Source organism: Streptomyces sp. HUAS TT11 (genome assembly GCF_051553595.1).
Lineage (GTDB): Bacteria > Actinomycetota > Actinomycetes > Streptomycetales > Streptomycetaceae > Streptomyces.
Genome location: NZ_CP196184.1, coordinates 7,250,344 through 7,264,944, shown reverse-complemented (window position 1 = coordinate 7,264,944; position 14,601 = coordinate 7,250,344). Strand labels below are relative to the sequence as shown.

Below are 14,601 nucleotides of genomic sequence, written 5' to 3'. Positions count from 1 at the left end.
CGCGGGACGTAGGGTCGAACGCATGGTGGATCGTGAGTTCTGGCCCGTGCGGGACCTGCTGGCCCATCTCGCCGGGCGCTGGCGCGTGGAGCGCATCGTGCGGGACCTCGCGAGCGGCGAGGAGGGCCGGTTCGGCGGGACGACCCTGTTCTCGCCCCTGGAGGACGGCGGGGACGGGCTGCTGCACCACGAGTCGGGCACGTTCGTGTGGCAGGGCACCCCGCGTCCGGCCGAGCGGACGCTGCGGTTCCTGCCCGGGCCGTCCGCGGGTGCCTCTCAGGTGCGGTTCGCCGACGGCCGCCCGTTCCACGACCTCGACCTCACGAGCGGCCGCCATCTCACCGAGCACCCTTGCGCCGCGGACCTCTACCGCGGCGAGTTCACGGTCCACGACGAGGACCACTGGCGGACGGTCTGGCGGGTCGGCGGGCCCGCGAAGGCCCTCGTCCTGACCACCGACTACACGCGCGAGCGGCTGGAGTCAGCCCCGTCCCTGTGACGGGGCCTCCAGCCGGAGGTTCCAGCGTCCGTTGCGGCCGGCGAGCGTGACCGTCGACAGGGGGCGCACATCGATGTTCCAGTACGCCGACGGCTGTGCCCGCAACGCGTAGACGAGCGCCGCCCGCACCACCGACGGCTCCGTCACGGCGACGATACGGCTGCCGTCCTCGACCGGACGGGTCTCGAGCCAGCCGCCCACCCGGGAGATGAAGGACATCAGGGGCTCTCCGCCGTGCGGCGCGGAGCGGGGATCGGCGAGCCAGGCGTCCACCGCCGCCGGTTCCCGGGCCATGGCCTCGCCCAGCGTCAGTCCGCTCCAGCGGCCCATGTTGCAGTCCCGCAGCGCCGGCTGCACCAGGGGGGCGTATCCGAGCGCGTCCCCGGTCGCCCGGCTCCGCGGGGTCGGCGAGCAGTAGCGCAGCTCGGCAGCCGCCAGCGGCACCAGGTCTTCCGCGGCACGCTGCACCTCGTCCCAGCCGGCCTGGTCCAGCGGCCGGTCGTCCTCGAAGCGCTCCGCGAGCAGCGAGGAGCTGCGCGCCGCGGCGACGAACGTGACCCGAAGATGCATGCGGCGATCGTGTGCCGCCCTGGTGGGCAGGTCAAGGGACGTTACTCAGGAGTGACCAAAGGTGTCGAGACCTTGACGCGCACCCCGGCCCGACCGGTCGAGCCAGAGCACCATCCACTGGTCCGGCCTGTCGAGCGGCTCGAATCCGTGCTGGGCGTAGACGCCGTGCGCGTCCTCCGTGGCGAGCAGGACGCGGCGCAGCCCGAACGGTGCGAGGTGCTCGCGCACCGCGCCGACCAGGGCGGTGCCGATGCCCTTGCCGCGGGCCTGCCGGTCGACGTACACATCGCAGAGCCAGGCGAACAGCGCCTCGTCGGTCACCACGCGCGCATAGGCCACCTGGGCTCCGGAAGCAGCCTCGTACACCCCGAAGTTGAGGGATTTCGCGACGGCGCGCTCGTGCTGCTCACGGGGCCGGTCGAGCGCCCAGTACGCGTCGGTCGACAGCCAGTGATGGGTGCGGTCGACGTCGAGGCGGGCGGGATCGGCGGAGAACTCGTACCCGTCGGGAAGGCGCGGCGCGTCGGTCATGGCGCGAGAATCGCAGGCCACGGGGGGGCTGTCGAACGGTTTTCCGGGGCACGCAGCAAGCCCGGGACGGCGCGCGGCGCGTCATTCCGGTGGGCTCGTTCCCCCGGCGCGGTCCGGAAGTGCCTCGTCGCAGGCGCTCCGCAGACGCCGCACCCCCTCCGCGATCTCCCCGGCGCCCGCCACCGCCGCGAAGCTCAACCGGAGGTGGGCCGCCGGAGGTTCGGCACTGAAGTAGGGGCGCCCCGGGGTGACCGCCACCCCCGCACGCAGGGCGCCCGCGACGAGGGCGGGCTCGTCGGTGCCGTCGGGCAGTCGCACCCAGAGGTGGTAGCCGCCCGACGGGACGTGCGGCAGCGCCAGTTCGGGCAGACGCAGGCCCAGCGCGGCGGTCATCGCGTCCCGGCGGCTTCTCAACTCCGCGGAGACGGCCCGCAGATGCCGCGGCCAGGCGGGCGAGCCGACGAGTTCGAGTGCCGCCTCCTGCAGCGGTCGCGGCACGAAGAACGTGTCGACGATCTGGATGGCGCGCAGCCGTTCGAGGACCGGGCCGCGGGCGGCGAGGGCACCGACCCGGAAGCTCGGCGAGGTCGCCTTGGTGAGCGAGCTGACATGCACGACGACGCCCTCGGGATCCTCTGCGGCGAGCGGGGGCGGCAGGGGCCCCGCGTCCTCGTGCACCAGGCGGCGCACGAAGTCGTCCTCGATCACGAACGCGCCGGCGTTCCGCGCGATGCGCAGCACCTCGCGGCGGCGTTCGGGCGCGAGAACGGCACCGGTCGGGTTCTGGAACAGCGGCTGGCAGACGAAGACCCGGGCGCCGCTCGCCCGGAACGCGTCCGCCAGCAGGGCCGGCTTCACCCCGTCCGCGTCGACCGGGACGGGTACCGGCCGGAGCCCGGCCGCGCGTGCGATCGCGAGCATTCCGGGGTAGGTGGGGGATTCGACCAGGACCGGCGCGCCCGGCGGCGCCAGCGCGCGCAGCGCGGTGGTGAGCGCGGACTGGCCGCCCGCCGAGATCAGCACGTCCGCCGTGGTGACCGCACCGCCGATGCTCCGCGCGAACCACTCGCGCAGCTCCGCGATCCCCTCCATGGGCGGCCGGGCCCAGGCGCCCGGCCGGCGCCCGGCCCGCGACAGAGCCGCGCCCATGGCGCGTTCGGGCTGGAGCACGGGATGCAGATAGCCGCCGTTGAACTCGACGACACCGGCGGGCGGGGCGGCCAGCGAGGTCAGCACCCCGGAGGCGTCGACGCTGCGCGGCACGAGTTCGGCGGACGAGTCCGCGCTGAGGGCGACCTCCTGCCAGGAGGTGTCCCCGACCGCCCGGGCGACAGCGCGGGGCTCGGCGCGGAACGCGCCCGCCCCGGGCCGCGTCACCACGATCCCCTCCGCGGTCAGCTGGGCAAGCGCCCGTGACACGGTCACCGGACTCACCCGGAACCGCTCGATGAGCGCACGGCTCGACGGCAGCTTCTCACCCGGAGAGTAGCGGTTCACCTCGGTTCGCAGATGTTCCGCCAGCTCACCTACGCTGCTACGCTCTTGCATGAGAGCAGAGGATAGCGCTACTGCGTACACATCGATAGCGGCCGAGTCGGGCCCCGGCATCGCACCCCCCACCGTCGGCACCCCGCCCCGCATCGGACCGGGCGATCGCTCTGCCCGCCCGCGGGCCGGGATGCTCCAGGCGGGGCTCGGGGTCCTCGCCTTCTCGCTCACCTTCCCCGCCACCGCCTGGGGGCTCGAGGACTTCGGGCCGTGGACGCTCATCGGTCTGCGCAGCGTGCTGGCCGCGGTCATCGCCGGCGGATGTCTGCTCGCGCTGCGCGTCCCCTTCCCCGCCCGGCCGCACCGGGCGGGGCTCGCCGTGGTCGCGGCCGGTGTCGTGCTCGGCTTCCCGCTGCTGACCACCCTCGCCCTCGAGACCTCGACCACCGCGCACGCCGCCGTGGTCGTGGGACTGCTCCCCCTGACCACGGCCCTCTTCTCCGCGCTGCGCGTCGGCAACCGGCCGTCCCGGACGTTCTGGCTCGCGGCGCTGGCCGGCGCCGCCGCGGTCATCGGCTTCACCGTGCAGCAGAGTGGCGGCACCCTGACGGGGGCGGACGCCTACCTCTTCGGCGCGCTCCTCGTCTGCGCCGCCGGTTACACCGAGGGCGGCCGGCTGGCCCGGGTCATGCCCGGCTGGCAGGTCATCGGCTGGGCGCTGGTGCTGTGCCTGCCGCTCACGCTGCCGGGTGCGCTTCTCGCCCTGACGTACGAACCGGTCCATCCCACCGTGCACGGCCTGGCAGGGCTGCTGTGGGTGGCGGCGGGTTCGCAGTTCCTGGGGCTGGTCGTCTGGTACCGGGGCATGGCCGCGATCGGTATACCGAAGGCCAGCCAGTTGCAGCTGGCGCAGCCGCTGCTCACACTGGTGTGGTCGGTACTGCTCCTCGGCGAGCATCTCACTCCGGCCGCGCCGCTCACGGCCGCCGCGGTGCTGGTCTGTATCGCGGTCACCCAGAGGGCGCGGGGCTGACCGGGCGGGGTGCACGGACAGGGCCGGCCGGCGCAACCGGGCCGTGGAACCCACGGCCACGGACCGATACTCCCGCACGTGACGAGGAGGCCCATCAGATGCGCGCAACTGTGGGCGACAAGCTTGTGCAGCACGGCAGGATCGTCGGGCAGCACGACAAGATCGGCGAGATCGTCGAGGTGATGGGGACGAACGGCAACCCGCCGTACCGCGTCCGCTTCCAGGACGGGCACGAAGGTGTGTGCTCGCCCGGCCCCGACACCGAGATCCGCCACAGGGAGATGGAACAGCCGATCGGTCAATGACGAGGGCGGGGAGTCATCGTGGTGGCTTCGCCGGCTGCCGGTAGTGGTCGGCCGTCACCCTCGACATCGCTCCGATCGGATCCTCCGCCACTTCCTTGGCGGCGAAGAAGACGTGCCCGCCCACCTGCGGGTACCGCTTGGCCAGGGTGAGGTGCCGGGAGAGTTCCGCCGGGCTCCGCCAGGCGGCGGGCTGGGCCGGGTCACCGGCCTTGTACAGCGCCTCACCCACGTACAGTCCCACGGACGTGCCCGCGGCCACCCCTGCCCACCAGCGCACGAGTTCCGCGTAGTCGGCGAGGCTGTAGCCGATGTTCCAGTACAGCTGGGGGCAGATGTAGTCGAGCCAGCCGGACCGCACCCACGTCCTGGTGTCCGCGTACAGGTCGTCGTACGTCTGCACACCTGCCCGGGTCGCCGAACCACGGGAGTCGGTCGCGGCGTTGCGCCACACTCCGAAGGGACTGACCCCGAAACGGGCGGCCGGCCGGATCTGCCGGACGCGGGCCGCGGTCTCCCGCACCAGGAGGTCGACGTTGTGGCGTCGCCAGGCGGCCCGGCTCGTGAAGCCGCCGCCGTACGCCGCGAACGCCGCGGCGTCCCCGAACGTCTGGCCCGCGACCGGATAAGGGTAGAAGTAGTCGTCGAAGTGGACGCCGTCGACCGGATAGCGGCGCACGGCGTCGAGGATCGCTTCCTCGACGAAGGCGCGGACCGCGGGCAGCCCGGGGTTGTAGTAGAGCTGTCCGCCGTACGCCACGGTCCACTCGGGGTGCCTGCGGGCGGGGTGCGACGCGGCGAGCCGGGACCGGTCGGTGTGGGTGGCGACCCGATAGGGGTTGAACCAGGCGTGCAGCTCGAGCCCGCGGGCGTGCGCCTCCTGGATCGCCGTGCCCAGCGGGTCCCAGCCGGGATCCTTGCCCTGGGTCCCGGTGAGGTACTGGGACCAGGGCTCGTACGGTGAGGGCCACATCGCATCGGCCGTGGGGCGGACCTGGAAGAAGACGGTGTTCAGCCCGCGCCGTACCGCCGCGTCCAGGCGCTCGCGCAACTGGGCTCGCTGCACGGACGCCGACAGCCCGGGGCGCGCCGGCCAGTCCCGGTTGAACACGGTCGCCAGCCACATTCCCCGCATCTCGACGCTCGACCGCGGGTACCGTGGGGCGGCCGCCGCCCCGGTGGTCAGGACCGACAGGGACAGCGCCGCCCCCGTGAACGCCCGGCGTGACAACCGCCCCATGTGCACATCCTCGTACGCTGCGGATCCGCGCCCTCACGGATCGTCTCCGCGGCACAGCATGCACCCACCCCGGCGATCGATCATCGATACTTGGGAGTAACCTGCACGAATGGAGCAGGCGACCGGGACCCGAACGGACCTGCCACAGCCGTAGATCAGCGAAAGGGACGATGTGACCGACATCGAACGCGTCGGAGTGGTGGGCTGCGGCCAGATGGGAGCGGGGATCGCCGAGGTCTGCGCCCGCTCGGGACTGGACGTGAAGGTCGCCGAGACCACCGGCGAAGCCCTGGAGTTCGGCCGGACCCGTCTGTTCACTTCCCTGTCCAAGGCGGCCGAGCGCGGCAAGATCTCCGAGGAGGAGCGGGACGCGGCGCAGGCGCGCCTGACCTTCACCACCGACCTCGGCGAGTTCGCGGACCGCGACCTGGTGATCGAGGCGGTCGTCGAGAACGAGCAGGTGAAGACGGAGATCTTCCAGGTGCTCGACCAGGTGGTGACCCGCCCGGACGCCATCCTCGCCTCCAACACGTCCTCGATCCCGCTGGTGAAGCTCGCGGTCGCCACCTCGCGTCCCGACCATGTGATCGGCATCCACTTCTTCAACCCGGCGCCTGTGCAGAAGCTCGTCGAGCTGATCCCGGCGCTCACCACGTCCGAAGGCACCATCGGCCGGGCCCAGTTGTTCGCCGAGAAGATCCTCGGCAAGCACGCGATCCGCGCCCAGGACCGCTCCGGCTTCGTGGTCAACGCGCTGCTCGTGCCCTATCTGCTGTCCGCCGTCCGCATGTTCGAGTCGGGCATCGCGGGCCGCGAGGACATCGACAACGGCATGGAGATGGGCTGCGCCCACCCGATGGGCCCGCTGAAGCTCTCCGATCTGATCGGCCTGGACACCATCGTCTCGATCGCCAACTCGATGTACGAGGAGTACAAGGAGCCGCTGTACGCCGCTCCCCCGCTGCTGCAGCGCATGGTCGAGGCTGGCCGGCTGGGCCGCAAGAGCGGCTCCGGCTTCTACTCCTACTCCTGATCCGTTCCTGACGGTCGCGGCCCCTCGGCCACGGACCGTCGCCCACGGTCCCGTGCGGGCCCGGCACCGTTCCCGGTGCCGGGCCCGCGTCATTCACACGCCGTGTGCGCACCGGACCCGCATATGCCGCGCGCACACTCTCCCGCCGCGCCCACCAGGCGAGTTGACTCTCCATGCACATGCAAGGGATGTGACGACTACGGAAAGGAGCGGACTCGTGACCGCCGACCCCGAGCATCCCGTGGTCCAAGGAGAAGTCGCAGAGTTACGCCGCCGCCTCGATGTGGCACACGCCCGGGTCGAGGGAGGGCTGGCCCTGCTCAGTCATCGCGCCGAGGAGACCGCGAAGGACCTGGACGACCTGAGCACGAGAGTCGTCGCGCTGGAGCACACGCGCTGGCCTCTGCCCGCGGTGGCCGCACTGACGGCCGTGGGCGCCCTCGTCGTGACGATCTGGCAGGTGTGGGCCCACTAGGTCCGCGGGACGACGAGGGCCATACGTCCTACCCGAGCCTGAGGTGGTGCAGGAGGAGGAGCGCGGCCGCCATGTTCGCGGCCGGGACCTCTCCGCGGGCGACCATGTCGGGGACGAGTTTGAGGGGAACCCATTCCCGACGGTCCGACTCGAAGTCGTCCACGGGGTGCCCGACGTACTCGCCCTCGTCGGCCCAGTAGATGTGGTGCCGGGCGTCGGTGAGGCCGTTGGAGGGCTCCACGCTCATGAGATGGTGCAGGGGTCCCGGTCGCCAGCCGGTCTCCTCCTCGAGCTCGCGGGCCGCCGCGTCGGCGATGTCCTCGCCGTCCTCGACGACGCCGGCCGCCAGCTCCCACCCCCAGCTGTCGGTGATGAAGCGGTGCCGCCACAGCAGCAGCACCTCGTTGGCCTCGTTGACGACCGTGGCCACGGCGACGGGCCGCAGCCGTATCAGGAAGTGGTCGAGATGCCTGCCGTCCGGCAGCTCGACATCAGCGAGATTGACGCTGAACCAGCGGTTTTCATAGACAGTTTGTTCGTTCTGCTTCGTCCACTGCACGGTTCTGCCACCTTCCGTCGAGTAAGTGGCAATATCGCAGCAGGAGCGTCGACTCAGCAGGCTCACAGTGACGCACACCCGGCGCAGCCGCGGGCGCAGTCGGCCGCACCTGCGGGAAAGCAGGACTCTCCGGCAGTGCGTCGGGCGATGTCTACAGCGGTACGCGCAGCGCCCCGTCGATCAGTTCGGCCGCCTCGGCCGTCCCGGCGCAGCCGCTGCGTACGAGGTGCTCACGCACCGCCCGGAGTCTGTCGCGCAGGCGCATGGACTCCATCCCCCGGGCCCGCTCGGCCATCTCGACCGCGGTGGCCACCGCCTTGTCGGCGTTGCCCTGACGCAGTTCGATCTGGCTGAGCATCGCGAGCCGGTGCACCCTGCCCCGGTCGTGCGCCGGTGTGTCGACGGCTGCGGCGGCGTGCTCCCCCGCCGCCGCGAGGTCCCCGAGGCTGAGCAGCGCCTCCGCGACCTGGACGTTGACAAGACCGGGCTGGACGTAACCGGTCTCGTCCGGCTCGTGACCGCGCCGGATGCGCTCGGCCGCCGACTCGGCCCGCCGGATACAGGACAGCGCGCTCGTGGCGTCGCCGAGATGCGCGTACGCCTTGGCCTGCATCGCGTACAGGTCGGAGGCGAGCGCCGGGGTGATCTGCCTGCCGGCGGCACGCAGCGCGGCCTCGGCGAAGGCGACGGCCTGCCGGTACTCCTTCATGAACAGCGACTGGTTGACCAGCAGCGCTATCACATACGCGCCGAGCCCACGGTCCCCGCTCGCCTTCGCCAGACGCAGGGCCTGGTGGAAGTAGCGCTGGGCGAGTCCGTGCGCGTCCGAGTCGTAGGCGCAGATGCCGGCGATGGCCACAAGGCCCCCGGTCGCACGGTGCAGTTGGCGCCCCATGGCGTCGGTGTAGCTGCCGCGGAGCAGCGGCGCCGTCTCGGCGTTGAGGAAGCCGACGATACGGCTGCGGGTCGCCACTCCCCCGGCCTTGCGGTACATCTGCTCGTAGTGGGCACGGGCGGCGCGCAGCATATCGACGTCCGCCGGGGTGACCCGGTGCCGGCCGCCGCGCGAGACGTCCACGTCCTCCGGCGGGTTCTCCCACTCCCACACGGGCATCACCGCCGGGGTGCCCGTGACGGCGGCGGCGCCCAGGATGTGGGGCCGCTGCTGCTCGTCCGACCGCCACAGCGCCGTGGCCCGTTCCACAAAACCGGACAGGCCGGAGCCGTGTGCGGCGGCCGGTTCACCGGGCACCCCGAGACCGATGTCGTCCAGGGTCACCGGACGGTGCAGGCGGGCGGCGAGCACCTCGCAGATCAGGTCGGGCACCTGACCGCGGGGACGCTGGCCCTTCAACCACCGTGCCACGGCGGTGTGTTCGTATCTGAGCGCGAGACCGCGCGCCCGACCCGCCTGGTTGACGTGCGCGGCGAGTCCCGCGTGGGATATCCCCGCCTCGTCGAGGATCGCGTCGAGCAGAGTGTTGGGCTGCATCCGTGCCCCCCGGTGACTCGGTCTCGACAGCGTAGTGCGATCGCCTTCACACGGGGTGTGAACAGAGTGCGCGAATCCGGGCTGTGCGCGCGCTGTTGCGGAGAGTTTCCGCCCGCTTGACTGAAAACCCTCGTAAGAGGCCGGCCGGGCCGCCGGCTCCCCCTCGTACAGTGCGGCGGTCCGAATCCGCGCCGTCCGCCCGGCTGCCTGCCCGACACTCCGTAGCGGGGCGGACGGTGCGGCCGGGTGAACGCGCTCCGGCGGAAAGGCGGGGACAGCCGGAGCGCCGTCAGAGGTCAGGAGTGCCGGGTCGGGCGCGGGTTCCTCGGCAGCGGACGAGCCCGTGCGGCGGACCCGCACGCGTCACGGTCCGGCGGCTCAGCGGCGGCGGCCCGGGGCAGGCGGTCGTTGCGCAGTACCAGCAGGGCGACGTCGTCCCGGAGCCGGCCGCCGGTATGGCGGAGCAGACCGGTGAAGACGTTCCGCAGCAGCGCCCGAGGGTGCGGAGGCCGGGCGCGGACGGCCTCGCCGAGCAGGGCGGGCAGGGGAAAGAATCGGCCACGGCCGTCCCGTGCGTCTTCCGCGCCGTCGGTGTACAGGAACAACGCCTGTCCCGGCGCCAGCCGGCCGCAGTCGGTCGGGGGCAGGTCCGCGGGAAGGGGGAACGGTCCGAGCGGAGGCAGCGGATCGTCGCCGGACAGAGCCGCGAGCCGCCCGGGCTCGAGCAGATACGGCCAGGGATGCCCGCAGTTCAGCCCGCGCACGTCGCCGTCATGGTGAATCTCCAGGAGCAGCAGGGTCACGAACTCCTCGGCCACCGGGGTGTCGGGCGCGGGGCCTGCCGAGGGGTGTTCGGCCCGCGCCCGCTCGCGCAGATGGCGGGCCAGTGACCGGTCCAACCGGCGCAGCACGCCCGACAGTTCGGGCTCGTCGTGCACGGCCTCCCGGAAACTGCCGAGGACGGCGGCGACGGTGGCGAGGGCGGCGAGACCGTGTCCGCGCACGTCGCCCATCACGATCCGGACGCCGTGTTCGGTGGCGATCACCTCGTACAGGTCGCCCCCGACGGTGGCCCCGCACTCGGCGGAGAGCCGGGCGGCGGCGATCTCCAGCCCGGCGATACGCGGCGGGAGCGGCCGTAGCACCACGCTCTGGGCGGCTCCCGCGACCTTCCGGGCCTGCCGGAGCTCCCGGAGAAGAGCGCGCCTGACGTACAGAAGCAGTCCGGTGCTCATGGCGACGGCCAGCGCGCCGCCCGCGGACCGTGCACGGCCACCGCTCTGCCGGGTGAGCGGCCACGCCGCGGTGACGCTGAGCCCTGACCCACGAAGGGGCCACGCCTTGATACGGGTCATGCCGGCCCCCCGAGAGTCCTGGGTGCACGGAAGCGGCCCACGGGGTCCCTCCTCGCACCCCCGAGCCCGTCCGATTCTGTCGGCAGCCCACCCGGAACAGCCCGGATCCCATGGATCAGCCACCCGAACGAGTGAGGTGATCGGCAGCGGTACGGAGGCTCGCACCTCACGACGAAGCGGGGAACCGCGCGACCGGCCACGCATGACCGTGGCCGGACGACGACCGCGGTTCCCCGCTCCGTCGGCGCGGGCGACTAGCTCCGCAACGTGGCTCCCGTGCGCTCGGCGGCGAGCGCGACCGCCGTGTCGCGGGCGGCGGAGGCCTCGTCGACGGTCAGGGTGCGGTCGGGCGCCCGGAAGCGCAGCGCGTACGCGAGCGACTTCTTGCCCTCGCCGAGCTGCTCGCTCTCATAGACGTCGAACAGCCGGATGGACTCGAGCAGTCGACCGGCGCCCTCACGCAGCGCGGCCTCGACCTCCGCGTGCGGGACGGCCGTGTCCACGACCAGCGCGACATCCTGGGTGGCGACCGGGAAGCTCGAGATCCGGGGACCCTTCACGGGCCCGGTGCCCGCCCGCTCCAGCACGTCCAGGTCGAGCTCCATCGCGCAGGTGCGCTCGGGCAGGCCCAGGGTCTTCAGGACACCGGGGTGCAACTCGCCGGCGTAGCCGATGACCTGCTCGTTCCCGTCCACCACCACGGCCAGTTCGGCACAGCGTCCGGGGTGCCAGGGGCCGTACTGGCCCTTGCGGACGACGAGGTCCGCACCCGCCTCCCGGGCGATGCTGCGCGCCGCCTCGATCGCGTCGGCCCAGTCGGCCGGGCGTCCCTTGCCCCACCAGCCGACCTGCTCGCGGGCACCCGCGAGGACCACCGCGGCATGCCGGGGCTGCTCGGGCAGCGCCGCCGTGAGCGATGCGATCTCCTCGTCGGTGGGCCGGCGGTCGACGGGCAGACGCGTGGCGATGCGCTGCTCCTCGCGCGGGTGGAAGACCAGACCGGTCTCGAAGAGCGCCAGGTCGTGGGAGCCCCGGCCGTCGTTGCGGCGCAGCGCGCCCAGCAGGCCCGGCAGCAGCGTCGTACGAAGGGCGGGCTCCTCGTCGGAGAGCGGGTTGACCAGCTTGACGACCCGGCGGTTCGGGTCGTCGGCGGTGAGGCCGATCTGGTCGAAGATCTGCTCGCCGATGAACGGGTAGTTCGGCGCCTCGACAAAGCCCGCGCCGGCCAGCGCCCGCCCGATCCGGCGGTGCAGCCGCTGCCGGTCGGTCAGACCGCGCCCCGCCGGGGGCTTGGGCAGCGTGGAGGGCAGGTTCTCGTAGCCCTCCAGCCGGATGACCTCCTCGGCGAGGTCGTTCGGGTCCGTGAGGTCGGGCCGCCAGGACGGGACGGTGACGATCAGCTCGTCCTGCCCGTAGACGTCGCAGCCGACCTGCTGGAGCCGGCGCACGACGGTCTCACGGCCGTACTCGACACCCGCCACCTTGTCCGGGTGGTTCGCCGGGATGGTGATGGTGTGCGGCGCCGAGGGCGCGATGACCTCGGTGACACCGGCGTCCGCGGTGCCGCCGCCGAGCAGGACCAGCAGGTCGACCGTGCGCTGTGCGGCGGCGGACGCGGCCAGCGGGTCGACGCCCCGTTCGAAGCGGCGGGACGCCTCCGAGGCCAGCTTGTGGCGGCGGGCCGTACGCGCGATCGAGATCGCGGCGAAGTGGGCCGCCTCGATCACCACATCGGTGGTGCCGCCGTTCTCGTGGGCATGGTCGGCGATCTCCGTGTTGGCGCCGCCCATGACGCCGGCGAGGCCGATCGGGCCGCGGTCGTCCGTGATCACCAGGTCCTCGGCGTCCAGCGTGCGCGTGACACCGTCGAGGGTGGTGAGCTTCTCGCCCGGCTCGGCCCGGCGCACACCGATCGCGCCCTGGATCAGGGAGCGGTCGTAGGCGTGCAGGGGCTGGCCCAGCTCCAGCATCACGTAGTTGGTGATGTCCACGGCCAGCGAGACGGGGCGCATGCCCGCCTTCTGCAGCCGGCGCTGCAGCCAGAGCGGGGACCGCGCCTCGGGCTCGATGCCGGTCACCGTGCGGGCGGTGAAGCGATCGCAGCCCATCGGCTCGGAGATCTTCACCGGGTGGCCGAACGCGTTCGGTGCCGGGACGTCGATCAGCGCCGGGTCGCGCAGCGGCAGACCGTAGGCGACGGCGGTCTCGCGGGCGATGCCGCGCAGGGAGAGCGCGTAGCCGCGGTCGGGGGTGACCGCGATGTCGAGCACCTCGTCGACCAGCTCGAGCAGCTCGACGGCGTCGATGCCGACCTCGGTCTCCCGCGGCAGGACGATGATGCCCTTGCTGCCGTCATCGCCCATGCCCAGCTCGTCGCCGGAGCAGATCATGCCGTGCGAGACCCTGCCGTACGTCTTGCGCGCGGCGATCGAGAAGCCGCCGGGCAGCACGGCGCCCGGCAGGACCACGACGACCTTGTCGCCGACGGAGAAGTTGCGGGCACCGCAGACGATCTCCTGCGGTTCACCCGTGCCGTTGGCCTGGCCGACGTCGACCGTGCAGAACCGGATCGGCTTCTTGAAGCCCTCCAGCTCCTCGATGGACAGCACCTGGCCGACCGCCAGAGGTCCCTTGAGGTCGGCGCCGAGCTGCTCGACGGTCTCGACCTCGAGACCGACCGAAATGAGCTTGGCCTGGACGTCGCGTCCGGTCTGAGTCGCCGGCAGGTCGACGTACTCCCGCAGCCAAGAAAGCGGGACCCGCATCAGATCTCCATCCCGAACGGCCGGGTGAACCGGACGTCACCCTCGACCATGTCTCGCATGTCTTCGACGTTGTGGCGGAACATCAGCATCCGCTCGATGCCGAACCCGAAGGCGAATCCGCTGTACTTCTCCGGGTCCACGCCGCAGGCGACCAGCACCCTCGGGTTGACCATGCCGCAGCCGCCGAGCTCGATCCAGCCCTCGCTGGAGCACGTGCGGCAGGGCCGGTCCGGGTTGCCGACGGACTCGCCCTTGCAGACATAGCAGAGCATGTCCATCTCGGCGGACGGCTCGGTGAAGGGGAAGTAGTTCGGGCGCAGCCGGGTCTTCATGTCCGCACCGAAGAGCGACTGGACCATGTGGTCCATCGTGCCCTTGAGGTCGGCCATGGTCAGGCCCTCGTCGACGGCCAGCAGCTCGATCTGGTGGAAGACCGGGGTGTGCGTGGCGTCCAGCTCGTCCGTGCGGTACACCCGGCCGGGGCACACGATGTAGACGGGCGGCTCGCGGTCGAGCAGGGAGCGGGCCTGTACGGGAGAGGTGTGCGTGCGCAGCACGACACCCGACTCTCCCCCGTCGCCCTTGGGGCCCTCGACGAAGAAGGTGTCCTGCATCTGCCGCGCCGGGTGGTCGGGCGTGAAGTTCAGGGCGTCGAAGTTGAACCACTCCGCCTCGACCTCGGGGCCCTCGGCGATCTCGTAGCCCATGGACACGAAGACGTCCGCGACCCGCTCCATGAACGTGGTCAGCGGGTGGCGGGCCCCGGCCGGCACGCGGTCGTGGGGCAGTGTGACGTCCACCGCCTCCTCGACCAGCACACGGGCGTCCCGCTCGGCCTCCAGCTCCGTCTGGCGCGCGGCGAGGGCCTTGTTCACCGCGCCGCGGGCCATGCCGACCCGCTTTCCGGCGTCGGCCTTGGCGTGCGGGGGCAGGGCGCCGATCTCGCGGTTGGCGAGGGCCAGCGGCGAGGCCGGGCCCGTGTGGGCGACCTTGGCCTCGTGGAGCGCGTCGAGGGAGTCCGCAGCGGCGAAGGCGGCGAGCGCCCCGTCCCGCATGCGCTCGATCTCTTCCGGTTTCAAGGCCTCGACCTCGACAGGGTCGTACGACTTATTCGGTGCCGACATCTCTTCCCGTGCTTCCGATTGGCTGGCTGAAGGTCCCCGTCACTGGTCCTGACACTGGTCCGATGACGCATCGTCGCCGACTTCGGGACACAAAGGTGCCAAAGGCCGAGTCTAACGGGGTGGGAGCGGCTACCG

Annotated in this window: 14 protein-coding genes; 5 read left to right on the top strand and 9 right to left on the bottom strand. The window is 72.0% G+C overall.

Translation table 11 applies throughout. From position 1 onward, the window contains the following. Nucleotides 1–22 precede the first annotated feature (22 nt). Complete coding sequence (locus ACSHXN_RS32475) at nt 23–499, top strand: DUF6314 family protein (RefSeq protein ID WP_355800958.1); 477 nt, start codon at nt 23–25, stop codon at nt 497–499. Here ACSHXN_RS32475 and ACSHXN_RS32470 read toward each other — a convergent pair. The 3 genes from ACSHXN_RS32470 to ACSHXN_RS32460 all read right to left on the bottom strand — a co-directional run bounded on the left by ACSHXN_RS32470 (nt 482) and on the right by ACSHXN_RS32460 (nt 3,148). After that, on the bottom strand, nt 482–1,069 hold the full coding sequence (locus tag ACSHXN_RS32470; RefSeq protein ID WP_356112925.1) for a histidine phosphatase family protein: 588 nt from the start codon (nt 1,067–1,069) through the stop codon (nt 482–484). The genes ACSHXN_RS32475 and ACSHXN_RS32470 overlap by 18 nt on opposite strands. 45 nt (nt 1,070–1,114) lie before the next feature. Then, nucleotides 1,115–1,600: a GNAT family N-acetyltransferase gene (locus ACSHXN_RS32465; protein ID WP_355135460.1), complete on the bottom strand. Its 486-nt coding sequence runs from the start codon at nt 1,598–1,600 to the stop codon at nt 1,115–1,117. A gap of 81 nt (nt 1,601–1,681) precedes the next feature. Then, nucleotides 1,682–3,148, bottom strand: coding sequence for a PLP-dependent aminotransferase family protein (locus ACSHXN_RS32460; protein WP_438304660.1), 1,467 nt, complete (start codon nt 3,146–3,148; stop codon nt 1,682–1,684). Here ACSHXN_RS32460 and ACSHXN_RS32455 point away from each other — a divergent pair. Together ACSHXN_RS32455 and ACSHXN_RS32450 are read left to right on the top strand one after the other, a co-directional pair. Beyond that, nucleotides 3,147–4,121, top strand: a complete 975-nt coding sequence (locus ACSHXN_RS32455) for a DMT family transporter (protein WP_355135464.1) — start codon at nt 3,147–3,149, stop codon at nt 4,119–4,121. The two genes, ACSHXN_RS32460 and ACSHXN_RS32455, sit on opposite strands and share 2 nt — an antisense overlap. Nucleotides 4,122–4,219: 98 nt before the next feature. Next, the gene (locus tag ACSHXN_RS32450; protein ID WP_329509897.1) at nt 4,220–4,426 is read left to right on the top strand and encodes a DUF1918 domain-containing protein; all 207 of its coding nucleotides are present in this window, start codon (nt 4,220–4,222) and stop codon (nt 4,424–4,426) included. A 13-nt stretch (nt 4,427–4,439) separates the two neighbouring features. Here the strand turns inward: ACSHXN_RS32450 and ACSHXN_RS32445 are convergent, their stop codons facing one another. Continuing rightward, nucleotides 4,440–5,663 (bottom strand): glycoside hydrolase family 10 protein, encoded by a 1,224-nt coding sequence (locus ACSHXN_RS32445; protein WP_355135466.1) that lies wholly within the window; start codon nt 5,661–5,663, stop codon nt 4,440–4,442. A gap of 172 nt (nt 5,664–5,835) precedes the next feature. Here ACSHXN_RS32445 and ACSHXN_RS32440 point away from each other — a divergent pair, with 172 nt between their 5' ends. Further along, nucleotides 5,836–6,696, top strand: coding sequence for a 3-hydroxybutyryl-CoA dehydrogenase (locus ACSHXN_RS32440; protein WP_355800950.1), 861 nt, complete (start codon nt 5,836–5,838; stop codon nt 6,694–6,696). A gap of 217 nt (nt 6,697–6,913) precedes the next feature. Further along, complete coding sequence (locus ACSHXN_RS32435) at nt 6,914–7,171, top strand: hypothetical protein (RefSeq protein WP_355135472.1); 258 nt, start codon at nt 6,914–6,916, stop codon at nt 7,169–7,171. Between the two features lie 28 nt (nt 7,172–7,199). Here the strand turns inward: ACSHXN_RS32435 and ACSHXN_RS32430 are convergent, their stop codons facing one another. The 5 genes from ACSHXN_RS32430 to pheS all read right to left on the bottom strand — a co-directional run bounded on the left by ACSHXN_RS32430 (nt 7,200) and on the right by pheS (nt 14,466). Next, entirely contained in the window at nt 7,200–7,730 is a 531-nt protein-coding gene (locus ACSHXN_RS32430) for an NUDIX hydrolase (protein WP_355135474.1), read from the bottom strand. Between the two features lie 151 nt (nt 7,731–7,881). Continuing rightward, entirely contained in the window at nt 7,882–9,222 is a 1,341-nt protein-coding gene (locus ACSHXN_RS32425) for a transcriptional regulator (RefSeq protein ID WP_355135476.1), read from the bottom strand. Nucleotides 9,223–9,518: 296 nt separating this feature from the next. Next, nucleotides 9,519–10,577: a PP2C family protein-serine/threonine phosphatase gene (locus ACSHXN_RS32420; protein ID WP_355135478.1), complete on the bottom strand. Its 1,059-nt coding sequence runs from the start codon at nt 10,575–10,577 to the stop codon at nt 9,519–9,521. 254 nt (nt 10,578–10,831) lie between these two features. Beyond that, on the bottom strand, nt 10,832–13,342 hold the full coding sequence (gene pheT, locus ACSHXN_RS32415) for a phenylalanine--tRNA ligase subunit beta (RefSeq protein WP_355135480.1): 2,511 nt from the start codon (nt 13,340–13,342) through the stop codon (nt 10,832–10,834). Then, entirely contained in the window at nt 13,342–14,466 is a 1,125-nt protein-coding gene (gene pheS, locus ACSHXN_RS32410) for a phenylalanine--tRNA ligase subunit alpha (protein WP_355135482.1), read from the bottom strand. The genes pheT and pheS overlap by 1 nt, the downstream gene beginning before the upstream one ends. Nucleotides 14,467–14,601: the final 135 nt, after the last annotated feature.

Excerpts from the sequence above, each read along its gene's own strand:
- ACSHXN_RS32470 (WP_356112925.1), bottom strand. The coding sequence starts at position 1,069 with ATGCATCTTCGGGTCACGTTCGTCGCCGCGGCGCGCAGCTCCTCGCTG.
- ACSHXN_RS32420 (WP_355135478.1), bottom strand. The coding sequence starts at position 10,577 with ATGACCCGTATCAAGGCGTGGCCCCTTCGTGGGTCAGGGCTCAGCGTC.
- ACSHXN_RS32450 (WP_329509897.1), top strand. The coding sequence starts at position 4,220 with ATGCGCGCAACTGTGGGCGACAAGCTTGTGCAGCACGGCAGGATCGTC.
- pheT (WP_355135480.1), bottom strand. The coding sequence starts at position 13,342 with ATGCGGGTCCCGCTTTCTTGGCTGCGGGAGTACGTCGACCTGCCGGCG.
- pheS (WP_355135482.1), bottom strand. The coding sequence starts at position 14,466 with ATGTCGGCACCGAATAAGTCGTACGACCCTGTCGAGGTCGAGGCCTTG.
- ACSHXN_RS32455 (WP_355135464.1), top strand. The coding sequence starts at position 3,147 with ATGAGAGCAGAGGATAGCGCTACTGCGTACACATCGATAGCGGCCGAG.
- ACSHXN_RS32460 (WP_438304660.1), bottom strand. The coding sequence starts at position 3,148 with ATGCAAGAGCGTAGCAGCGTAGGTGAGCTGGCGGAACATCTGCGAACC.
- ACSHXN_RS32465 (WP_355135460.1), bottom strand. The coding sequence starts at position 1,600 with ATGACCGACGCGCCGCGCCTTCCCGACGGGTACGAGTTCTCCGCCGAT.
- ACSHXN_RS32475 (WP_355800958.1), top strand. The coding sequence starts at position 23 with ATGGTGGATCGTGAGTTCTGGCCCGTGCGGGACCTGCTGGCCCATCTC.
- ACSHXN_RS32445 (WP_355135466.1), bottom strand. The coding sequence starts at position 5,663 with ATGGGGCGGTTGTCACGCCGGGCGTTCACGGGGGCGGCGCTGTCCCTG.
- ACSHXN_RS32425 (WP_355135476.1), bottom strand. The coding sequence starts at position 9,222 with ATGCAGCCCAACACTCTGCTCGACGCGATCCTCGACGAGGCGGGGATA.